The sequence below is a fragment of the Actinomadura geliboluensis genome, assembly GCF_005889745.1.
In the GTDB taxonomy this organism is placed as follows: Bacteria; Actinomycetota; Actinomycetes; order Streptosporangiales; family Streptosporangiaceae; genus Spirillospora; species Spirillospora geliboluensis.
Map to the genome: position 1 here is coordinate 1 of NZ_VCKZ01000363.1, position 9261 is coordinate 9261.

10 protein-coding genes are annotated in these 9261 nt (G+C 71.8%); 4 read left to right on the plus strand and 6 right to left on the minus strand.

All coding sequences use genetic code 11. From position 1 onward, the window contains the following. The 4 genes from ETD96_RS34710 to ETD96_RS34720 all read right to left on the minus strand — a co-directional run. Window positions 1-870 (minus strand): DUF222 domain-containing protein (locus ETD96_RS34710; RefSeq protein WP_138640711.1); only part of this gene is annotated, 870 nt, incomplete at its 3' end. Window positions 871-1327: 457 nt separating this feature from the next. Further along, window positions 1328-1813 carry a hypothetical protein gene (locus tag ETD96_RS46145; RefSeq protein WP_205719590.1) on the minus strand — a complete coding sequence of 162 codons (486 nt, stop codon included), beginning with the start codon at window positions 1811-1813 and terminating at the stop codon, window positions 1328-1330. After that, on the minus strand, window positions 1804-2400 hold the full coding sequence (locus ETD96_RS46150) for a methyltransferase domain-containing protein (protein ID WP_205719591.1): 597 nt from the start codon (window positions 2398-2400) through the stop codon (window positions 1804-1806). The genes ETD96_RS46145 and ETD96_RS46150 overlap by 10 nt, the downstream gene beginning before the upstream one ends. 3 nt (window positions 2401-2403) lie before the next feature. Then, window positions 2404-3549 carry a protein-L-isoaspartate O-methyltransferase family protein gene (locus ETD96_RS34720; protein ID WP_240808448.1) on the minus strand — a complete coding sequence of 382 codons (1146 nt, stop codon included), beginning with the start codon at window positions 3547-3549 and terminating at the stop codon, window positions 2404-2406. Window positions 3550-3867: 318 nt separating this feature from the next. On the opposite strand from ETD96_RS34720, the gene ETD96_RS34725 reads away from it, so the two are divergent. Continuing rightward, window positions 3868-4473 (plus strand): DedA family protein, encoded by a 606-nt coding sequence (locus tag ETD96_RS34725; protein WP_205719592.1) that lies wholly within the window; start codon window positions 3868-3870, stop codon window positions 4471-4473. Here the strand turns inward: ETD96_RS34725 and ETD96_RS34730 are convergent. Then, the gene (locus tag ETD96_RS34730) at window positions 4470-5063 is read right to left on the minus strand and encodes a TetR/AcrR family transcriptional regulator (protein ID WP_138640713.1); all 594 of its coding nucleotides are present in this window, start codon (window positions 5061-5063) and stop codon (window positions 4470-4472) included. The genes ETD96_RS34725 and ETD96_RS34730 overlap by 4 nt on opposite strands. A gap of 101 nt (window positions 5064-5164) precedes the next feature. Between ETD96_RS34730 and ETD96_RS34735 the strand changes: the two genes are divergently transcribed. Continuing rightward, the gene (locus ETD96_RS34735; RefSeq protein ID WP_138640714.1) at window positions 5165-5605 is read left to right on the plus strand and encodes a VOC family protein; all 441 of its coding nucleotides are present in this window, start codon (window positions 5165-5167) and stop codon (window positions 5603-5605) included. 7 nt (window positions 5606-5612) lie between these two features. Here the strand turns inward: ETD96_RS34735 and ETD96_RS34740 are convergent, their stop codons facing one another. Beyond that, the gene (locus tag ETD96_RS34740) at window positions 5613-7127 is read right to left on the minus strand and encodes a PucR family transcriptional regulator (RefSeq protein ID WP_138640715.1); all 1515 of its coding nucleotides are present in this window, start codon (window positions 7125-7127) and stop codon (window positions 5613-5615) included. Between the two features lie 121 nt (window positions 7128-7248). Between ETD96_RS34740 and ETD96_RS34745 the strand changes: the two genes are divergently transcribed. Together ETD96_RS34745 and ETD96_RS34750 are read left to right on the plus strand one after the other, a co-directional pair. Continuing rightward, window positions 7249-8502, plus strand: coding sequence for an NAD(P)/FAD-dependent oxidoreductase (locus ETD96_RS34745; protein ID WP_138640716.1), 1254 nt, complete (start codon window positions 7249-7251; stop codon window positions 8500-8502). A 52-nt stretch (window positions 8503-8554) separates the two neighbouring features. Beyond that, window positions 8555-9261 (plus strand): DUF2637 domain-containing protein (locus tag ETD96_RS34750; RefSeq protein ID WP_138640717.1); only part of this gene is annotated, 707 nt, incomplete at its 3' end.

A 9261-nucleotide genomic window follows, 5' to 3' on the forward strand; every position in this document is an offset into this window, starting at 1 on the left:
GGCGGGGGTGGTGCCGCCGGTGAGGGTGTCCAGGTCGCAGATGACGGTGACCTTGGTGGCCTTGTGCCCGCCCGACAACACGCTCGTCAACGCCGCCGCCGTCCGCTCCGTTAGATCACGCCGGTCGTCGGTTCCCGCGGGCTTGGCCAGCGGCCCCAGGGTGCCGTCCCAGATCGCGGCGTCCTCGGCATTCAGCCAGCCTTTGATGTAGCGGCCACCGTCCAACGACCGGGTCGAGTCGATCCACGACCGCTCATACCCCCGCGCCACATCGTCCGGGGCCTGCTCACGCCCGTCGCGTTCGGCGATCACCTCACGGATCCGCTTGCCGAAGGAGGCGACCTTCCCGGCCGAGAATCCTTGGTCGACCATGCCCAGCAGGATGTTCTCAGCGACCGGGCAGTCGGTGTCGTCGAGTCGGGTGACGGCGTCGGCGATGGTGGCGGCGTACCCGGCCGACAACTCACCGGCAGCCCATCGTCCGGTCATCTCGGGCAGGCGGTGCCGTTGGCGGGCCAGGGTCAGGCGTTCCTTGGCGCGGGATTCGCGCATGCCCAGGCGGGACCGCAGCCAGGACCGGGTGGAGGGGAAACCCCACCGCTGTACCTCCCGGGCGCCGTCCACCACGCCGACGTACCCGGCCAGCGCGGCCTCTTGCAGATCGGTGGCGGCGGCGAGTCCTTCGGCCAGTTCCAGGCAGGCGGCTGGGGAGTCGGGGGCGGTGCGGGAGGCGAGTTCAGCGGCGATCGCAGAGGCCGCGTTCACCAATTCAATGGTGGACGCGGCATCAAGATCGACCGGAATTGAACTCATGCTCCTATGGTATCCGAACGGGCGCTGGCTTGTGCTTTCGAGTCGAAATTCCACCATGATTCTTTTTGTGACTCATGATCGCTGCCCGCAGTTACCTCGGATACCTCATTTCGGGCATTTCGATTTCATTGTCTTGCGGATTGTGGAGCGCGTGTTGTGCGTTCCTGCATGGGGTGATCGGACAAAGGCGGTCGGAGCAGGCCGCGACTCGACCGAGCACCGCTGCCATTGGATGGACGTGCAGGTCGTTGCCGGATCCCGGCGGGTCAAGCCTCTGGACATCGGGGGCGATCCCCGCTCGCATGTCAGGCGGAGAGGCGGCGAACGCAAACGCTCGGCTCAAGCAGCTTAAGAACTGGCGAATCCTCCGCAACTCTGCGGCAGCCCCAGCCAGGCCGGCCAATTCGGCCAGGCCATCGCCGTCCAACAGCACTACGAAGCCACCCCCGATGATATGCAACCCCGCTGATCTGCGGCTGTCCGGGCTGAGTGGTGAAGTGGCGCTCGCCGGGGGTCAATTCGGCAAAGCGAACGACAAGGCGGGGGTCGTGGGCTGATGGATCCGTTGGGTTCCGTTGGCGATGCTCAGGCGGAAGGTGTCCAGGGCGGGGCGGTCGGCCTGGTCCCAGGCGTCCCAGGTCGCCTCGATGGCGTCCCATAGGCGCACAGGGCCCGCTTGGCGGACGCCGTCCGAGGTGAAGGCGGCGGTGGAGCCGGTGGTGACGTCGATGAGTTGCGCGGTGCCGTTCAGCAGCGTGAGTTGCGCGTTGGGTGCGGCCAACTGGGCGAGGAAACGTCCGGAGAAGCCGTCCTCCGTCGAATCGTCGAGGCGCTCAGGGCCGTGGCGGACGGGACGGGGTTCGGCGTCGTGTGTGAGCGACGCCCAGTGTGCCGGGTTGCCCGGCTCCGGCCGTTCCTGCACTCGTGCGGCCATGAACGAGATGGTCCCGGGAAGCAGCGGTCCCTCGGCGGTCCCGTCGTCCTGGACGGTCAGCAGCACCCGCGCGTACCCGTACAGCCAGCCGGACAAGGTGGTGAGGATCTTCCCGCGGCCACCGCGAGGTCCGGTGCGTAGCCGCACTCGTAGAGCGCGGCCGCGGCCCGGCTCAGGCGGTGGCCGTCCACCTCCACGGATGTGACGTCCCCACTGTCGCCGAGCCTCTCGCACGCGAGCGCCGTCGAGTAACCGGTGCCGGTGCCGATCTCTAGGACGTTCTGGCCGTTCCGGACATCCGCGTCGGCCCACATGCGCACCACCAGGGAGGGCAGCGTGGACGACGAGGTCGGCGCCCCGCCGGTCCTGGGGGCCGGACGGTCCCAGTCGGTCTCGTCGCCGTCGAACTGGGTGATCAGAGTGGTGTCCGAGTAGACGGCCGTCAGCCATCGCGCCCGGTCGATGGCCTCGGTGACCGGCTCCCAGACGGTCAGCCCGTCCCGGGAACGCTCGCCGGAGTCGGCATAGAAGCCCGGAATGAACCGGTGCCGAGGCACGGCCCCCACCGCCTCGCGCCAGGCCCGGTCGTCGGCCGCGAGCAGTCCGGCAAGCTCGGCTCGCAGCCGTACGGTATCCGTGGCCGAAGACGTCATCGGTCATCGACTGATCTGGTGGTTCTCGGTGTCGAGCCATACGTGCTGGGCGTCGGGTGTGACGGTCAGGCCCCAGCGGTCGGCGGTGGGACGTCCGAGGCCGTCCCACCACTGAAGGGCCGCCTCCACCTCCTGCCACAGGTTGCGGTCGCCCGATTGGCGGACGGGGAACTTCGCCGCGCCGGGCTCGTGCTCCAGACTCGCCCACGAGCCCGACCAGGGGTCGACCAGCCACACCGTGTACGCCTCGCCGTGATGGGTGACGATCGGCTTGCAGCGGGGCACCCTGAGCCCGATCGCCAGCGAGGCGTCGTATTCGCCGAGCACCTGGTAGGGATGCAGCTCCGTCGAGGACCGGCGGGCTTCTGCGACGTTGTGCACGTCACGGTCCAGTAAGGCCCGCCTGCCGCGCTGGGACCGCAGGCGCATGAACGACGTGTCGCCGACGATGCGGCCCCGCATGGTGCCGTCCTTGGATACCGCGAACGCCACTAGCGCACCGTTGTGAAAGTCGGTGGTCCACGGCACCAGGACCCGTCCGCCGGGCCGAGTCTGCTCCGCCCACGCGTACGGCACCCGAGCGGCCGCGGCCGTTGCGATGACCCGGTCGAACGGCGCGTCCGGTGCGTATCCGAGCGCGCCGTCCCCGGTCACCACCGTGACGCCGTATCCGGCCCTCTGGAGCGCTCGCCGGGCATGGTCGGCCACCGCGGGGTCGACCTCCACCGAGGTCACCCGGCCGGGGCCGAGCCTCTCGGCCAGCAGCGCGGCGTTCCATCCCGTCCCGGTGCCGACCTCCAGTACCGACATGCCCGGGGCGACCTCCAGCGCCGTGAGCATCTGGGCGACCACGTCAGGGCGGCTGGCCGAACTGGTGATCTCGTACCCGGCTCCGCCCGGCGCGGACGGGGCGCCGTCGTCCACCTGCGTGATCACGAAGTCGTTGCGGTAGCACAGCTCAAGCCACGCGTCCTCGTCGGCGGCCCGGTCGACCGGCACCAGCAGGTCGCCGTCCTGGACCCACACCGTGTCGGGAATGAAGCGGTGCCGCGCCGCCTTCTCGAACGGTCCGCGCCACTCCGGCGTCATCTCCCCCGCCTCGGAGAGCGCGGAGACGAGCCGGGCCGACAACTCAACCGCGTCGGCCACCTACGAGCCCTTCTCATGCTTCCCGCCCCCGGGCGGGCTCTTGGGGTCCGGCGGCGGGATCGGCTTGTCCCATCGGCCGTCGCCTTCCTTCTTCTCATCGTGCTTGCCCACAGTGCTCCCTTCCAGAGCTGTCACTACTCATCGAATTGGAGTGCTCACGGGCGGGGCAAGACGACAATGGGGACACGTGCGGGGGAGGTCTTCGCACGACACCAACGGCCGCGTCCGCGCCGTACTCGCCTACCTGAACGAGCCTTAGGCCGGGCGATCTGGGGAACCGTCCCGGTGCGGGGGAGTCCGGATTGGGGGCGGGGAGAGGTGCTCGACTCGGTCACGTCCTGGTTGGGCGGTCTGTCCGGGCCGGTCGTGTACGGGGTCGTCGGCGGGCTGGTGTTCTGCGAGGACGCCCTGTTCTTCGGCTTCGTGCTGCCCGGCGAGACCGCCGTCGTCCTCGGCGGGGTCATCGCCGGGCAGCACCGGGTCTCGATCGTCTGGCTGTGCGCGGTCGTGGCCGTCGCGGCGATCGTCGGGGACTTCGTCGGCTACATGATCGGCCGCCGGGTCGGCCCGGCGATCCTGGACACCCGCATGCTCCGCCCCCACCGCGACCGTGTGGACAAGGCCCGCGATCTGATCCAGCGCCGGGGCGGCGTGGCCGTCTTCCTCGGACGGTTCATCGCGTTCTTCCGCGCGGTCATGCCCGCGCTGGCGGGGATGTCGCGGATGCCCCGTCACGTGTTCCTGCTGTACAACGCCGCCGGCGGGCTGCTGTGGGGCGTCGGCTTCACCCTGCTCGGCTACTTCGCCGGCTCCGCCTACAGCCGCATCGAGCACGTTGCGGGACGCGTCGTCGCGATCGTCGTTGCCTGCGTGGTCGTCGTGGGCGTCATCGTCTGGCGCGTCCGCCGCAGGCGCGCGCGTTAGTTGTCTTGGGTGCGCAGGCCGTTCAGTAGGCGGTCCAATGCTTGCTCTGTCTGCGCCAGTGCGTGCGGGGCCGGTGAGCGGGCCAGCCATAGGGCGGCCTCGTTCATAGCGCCGGACAGCAAGCGGGCCAACGGCTCTACCGGCTGGTCGGTTATTACTCCGGCTTTTACGAGGTCCTCAAGGGCTTCGGCTAGGTGGCGGGCTGAGGAGTCTTCGTCCATGGCTCGCCATTCGTCCCAGCCGAGGACGGCCGGGGCGTCGATCAGCACGATGCGGCGCACCACCGGGTCGCTCCCGGCGGAGAGGAAGGCCCGGCAGCCCGCCCGCAGCTGCTCCCAGGGGTCGTCGTGCTGGTCGGCGGCGGCCGCGACGCGCGCGCCGAGTTCCTGCTGCACCTCGGCGACCACGGCCCGGAAGAGCCCCGCCTTGCTTTCGAAGTGGTGGTAGGCCGCCCCCTTGGTGACGCCGACCGCCTGCGCCACCTCGGCCAGGACCACGTCGTGGTAGCCGTCGGCGGCGAACCTCCGGCGTCCCTCGGCCAGGAGCGCCCGCCGTGTCGCCGCCCGCTGCTCGGCCCTCGTGCCAGCCATCGTCGGTCCGCCCTCCCTTTCGCATACCCCGGGTATGCTACCGTCCGTCTCACATACCTCGGGTATGTGAAATCGGACTACGGACGGATGGAGACGTGCTCATGAAGGTCCAGCTCGGAGGCTTCTACCCGGTGATCGCCACCCGCGACGTCGCCGCGTCGCGGCGCTTCTACGTCCGGCACTTCGGGTTCGAGGTGACCTTCGAGGCCGACTGGTACGTCAGCCTCCGCCGCCCGGACGCCCCGCAGTACGAACTCGCCCTGCTCGACCACGCCCACCCGACCATCCCCGAAGGACACCGCACGCCCCTCCAGGGCGGCCTCCTGCTCAACTTCGAGGTGGACGACGTCGACGCCGAGCACCGCAGGCTGGTCGAAGGGGCGGGCCTGCCTGAACTCCTCTCCCTGCGCACGGAGGAGTTCGGCCAGCGTCACTTCATCGTCGCGGCACCGGACGGCGTCATGATCGACGTCATCACCGTCGTCCCGGCGACCGGGGAGTACGCCCAGCAGTACGTGCAGGGCGGCACCACGGGAACCTAGGCCGGGGCTACGGGTCTGTTCCCAGACCGGTGAGCTGGAGACGTAGGGCCAGGCGCGTTCGAGGGGACGACAGGTCGAGCGGCGCCACCTCGGCCATGCGGCGCAGGCGGTAGCGCAAGGTGTTCGGGTGGACGGACAGCGCCTCCGCCGTGCCCTTCGGGTCGCCGTAGTGGTCCAGCCAGGCGGCGAGGGTCGCGAGGAAGGCGGTTCCGTGCTTCTCGTCGTGAGTGATCAGGGCCGGGAGGGGGCTGCCCAGGAGGCCCTCCTCGACGCGGGTCGCCTTGCGGGCGCGTTCGATGACGACCGCGTCCCAGACGTCCTCCAGCAGGAGAAGGCCGGGGGCGAGGCGGCCGGACGTGATGAGCGCGTCGAGTTCGGCGGCCTCCGCGCGGGAGCGGGGGAGGTCGGCGGGGGAGCGGGCCGGGCCGCCCGCCGCCGCGTACAGGGTGCGGTCGTGGGCGCGGACCTCGGTGAGGACGGGCCGCAGCCACGGCGTCGACCCGGCTTCGCCCCGGGTGCGGGGCGGGTCGGTGAGGAGGGCGTAGAGGGCGCCGTCCAGGTCGGCGAGGAGGGGGCGGTGCCAGCCGAAGCGGTGGGTGATGGCCTCCCACAGGTCGAGGCGGCGGCGGAGGTCTTCGCCGCCGCCCAGGATCACGGCCCGGTAGGGGAGGTCCGCCGGGACGGGGGTGCCTTCGCGGAGGGCGGTGCGCAACTGGTCGGCGGAGACGCGGCGCGCCACGCCCGCCTCGGCGCGCAGGCGCAGCAGGTGCAGGGCCACGACGGACGCCAGGTCGGTGAGGCGTCGGACGCGGTCCTGTGAGATCGGCGTGCGCGCGACCACCCAGATCGAGCCGAGCCACTCGCCCCCCGCGCGCACCGGGATCACGAGGCGGGGCAGCATGTCGTCCGGCCCGGCGGGGACGAGGATCGGGTCCGAGGAGCGGGCCAGTTTCCGGAACACCCCGCAGGCGCGGAGATGCGCGATGACCTGCGGCGGGACGCGGCGTCCGACGATCGTGGAGACGCGGGCCGGGTCGGTGGTGTCCTGGCGGCCGGAGTAGGCGAGGACGCGGGAGCGGGCGTCCTCCAGGGTGACGGGCGCGTCGGCGATCTCCGCGGCGGTGTCGGCCAGGGCGAACAGGTCGTCGGGGATGCCGGACGGCTGCGGCGCGTAGGCGCGGTCGACGGCGCCGCGCACCAGCCAGATGACGTGCGTCCAGGACGTGTCGGGCTGGAGTTCGATCACGGCGGGCTTCAGGCCGGCGGCGGCTTCGGCGACCTCCGGCGCGACGGGCGCCTTCAGGACGACGCCCTCCGCGCCCGCGGCGTCGGCACGTTCCAGGAGCGCGACGGCCTCGGCCGGGCCGGTCACGCCCACGGCGAGGACGATCTCGCCGGGCTGCCCGGCCGGCTCGCCCGGCTCCGCCAGCACCACGTCGTGGACCTGCCCGCCGCGCCCCGGCGTCACCAGCCGGAGCAGCCCCAGCGAGTCGACGAGGTCGGCCACGTCGAGCTTCACCATGCGTCCATTGTGCCGTTCGCACGATGGGCCCCGACCGGATTGGCCGATCGCGACAGAGACGACGGCTTCACCACGGCGCACCATCGAAGTGTCACGCGTAACAGCGAGGAGAGGAGTCGCCATGGCTCTCGACGCAGCGCCGCGCCGAGTCGCCGTCGTGGGCGCCGGCATGGTCGGGCTGTCCACCGCCTGGTTCCTGCAGGAGCACGGCGCCGATGTCACCGTGTTCGACCGCCGGGACGTCGCCGCGGGCGCGTCCTGGGGCAACGCCGGCTGGCTCACGCCCGGCCTGGCGACCCCGCTGCCGGAGCCGGCCGTCCTCTCCTACGGCATCCGGGCGGTGCTCAGCCCGTCGTCGCCGGTGTACGTCCCGCCGAGCGCGAACCCGCGCCTGCTCCGCTTCCTCGCCGGGTTCGCCCGCAACAGCACCGCCGCCCGGTGGCGCCGCGCGATGGAGTCGCTCGTGCCGATCAACGGCCGCGCGCTGCCGAGCTTCGACGCGCTGCTGGACGGCGGCGTCAAGGCGGAGACGAACGAGGCCGGGTCCTTCCTCGCCGCGTACCGGACGGCCGCCGAGCGGCGCGTCCTGCTGGAGGAGATCGAGCACATCCGCGCGGCCGGCCAGGAACTGGAGTACGAGGCCCTCACCGGCGACCAGGCCCGCGCCCTGGAGCCCGCCCTGTCGGACGAGATCGGCGCCGCGATCGTGCTGCGCGGCCAGCGGTTCATCAACCCGGGCGCGTTCGTGCACGCGCTCGCCGACTCCGTCCGCGACCGGGGCGGCAAGATCCGCGCGGGCGCGGACGTCACCGAGATCGGCCACCGGCGGGGCAGCGTCTCCGTGCGCACCACGGGCAGCGACTCCGAGCAGTTCGACACGGTGGTGCTCGCGAGCGGCGTGTGGCTCGGCGACCTCGCCCGGCAGTTCGGCGTGCGGTCCCTCGTCCAGGCGGGCCGCGGCTACAGCTTCAGCGTGCCGATGGACCGCGTCCCGGACGGCCCCGTCTACTTCCCGGCCCAGCGCGTCGCCTGCACGCCGCTCGGCGACCGGCTCCGCGTCGCCGGGATGATGGAGTTCCGCGCCCCGGAGGCCCCGCTCGACCCGCGCCGGATCAAGGCGATCGTCGAGGCCGCCCGGCCGCTGCTGCGCGGCGCCGACCTCGGCGCCCGGCAGGACGAGTGGGTCGGGTCCCGCCCCTGCACCCGCGACGGCCTGCCGCTGATCGGCGCGACCCGCTCGCCGCGCGTCTTCGCCGCCGGCGGGCACGGCATGTGGGGCATCACCCTCGGCCCGGCGACCGGGCGGCTGCTCGCCGAGCAGATCGTCACCGGCCGGCGGCCGGTGGAACTCGACCCGTTCGACCCGCTCCGCTGACGACTGGGGGATATTGCCGGTTTCGTCCGGGACGGCGCGCTACCGTCACGGGGTGATCCAGACACCCCGTGACGGGAGGGACGCGATGGACCGGACGACGATGCCGCTGACCCGGGCCCAGCGCGTGCTGGCCGCGGTCGGCGGCGTCTTCTTCGCGGGCCTCGCCGGCCTGGGCGGATACGGCTCGTTCGCGTCCGTCCGGGACGTGGCCGAGCCGTGGTTCGGCGACGAGGCGTGGATCGTCCCGGCGGGGGTCGACCTGGGCATCCTCGCCCTCGTCTCCGTCGCGCTGCTCCTGGAGTGGCTGGCCATGCCCATGCCGGCGCTGCGCTGGATGGCGTTCGCCTTCACGGCCGCCACCGTCTGGCTCAACATCTCCGCCGCGCACGGCGACGTCACCGGCATGGTCATGCACGCCGCCATGCCCGTGCTGTTCATCACGTTCATCGAGGCCGTCCGGCACGCCATCCGCCGCCGCGCCGGGATCGCCGCCGGGACCGTCCGCGAAGGCGTGCCCATCGCCCGCTGGCTGCTGGCGCCCTTCTCCACGTTCCGCCTGTGGCGCCGCATGGTCCTGTGGCAGATCACGTCCTACCCGGACGCCCTCCAGGCCGAGCAGCGCCGCCGCCACGCCCTCGCCCTCCTGGACGACCACTACGGCCGCAAGTGGAAGTCGAAGGCCCCCGCGGACGTCGTCTGGATGCTCAAGGACGGCGTCATGCTCGACCAGGCCCTCACCCGCGTCACCACCCTCACGGC

Coding starts and splice junctions, on each gene's coding strand:
- ETD96_RS46150 (WP_205719591.1), bottom strand. CDS start 2,400: ATGACGTCTTCGGCCACGGATACCGTACGGCTGCGAGCCGAGCTTGCC.
- ETD96_RS34730 (WP_138640713.1), bottom strand. CDS start 5,063: ATGGCTGGCACGAGGGCCGAGCAGCGGGCGGCGACACGGCGGGCGCTC.
- ETD96_RS34735 (WP_138640714.1), top strand. CDS start 5,165: ATGAAGGTCCAGCTCGGAGGCTTCTACCCGGTGATCGCCACCCGCGAC.
- ETD96_RS34740 (WP_138640715.1), bottom strand. CDS start 7,127: ATGGTGAAGCTCGACGTGGCCGACCTCGTCGACTCGCTGGGGCTGCTC.
- ETD96_RS34745 (WP_138640716.1), top strand. CDS start 7,249: ATGGCTCTCGACGCAGCGCCGCGCCGAGTCGCCGTCGTGGGCGCCGGC.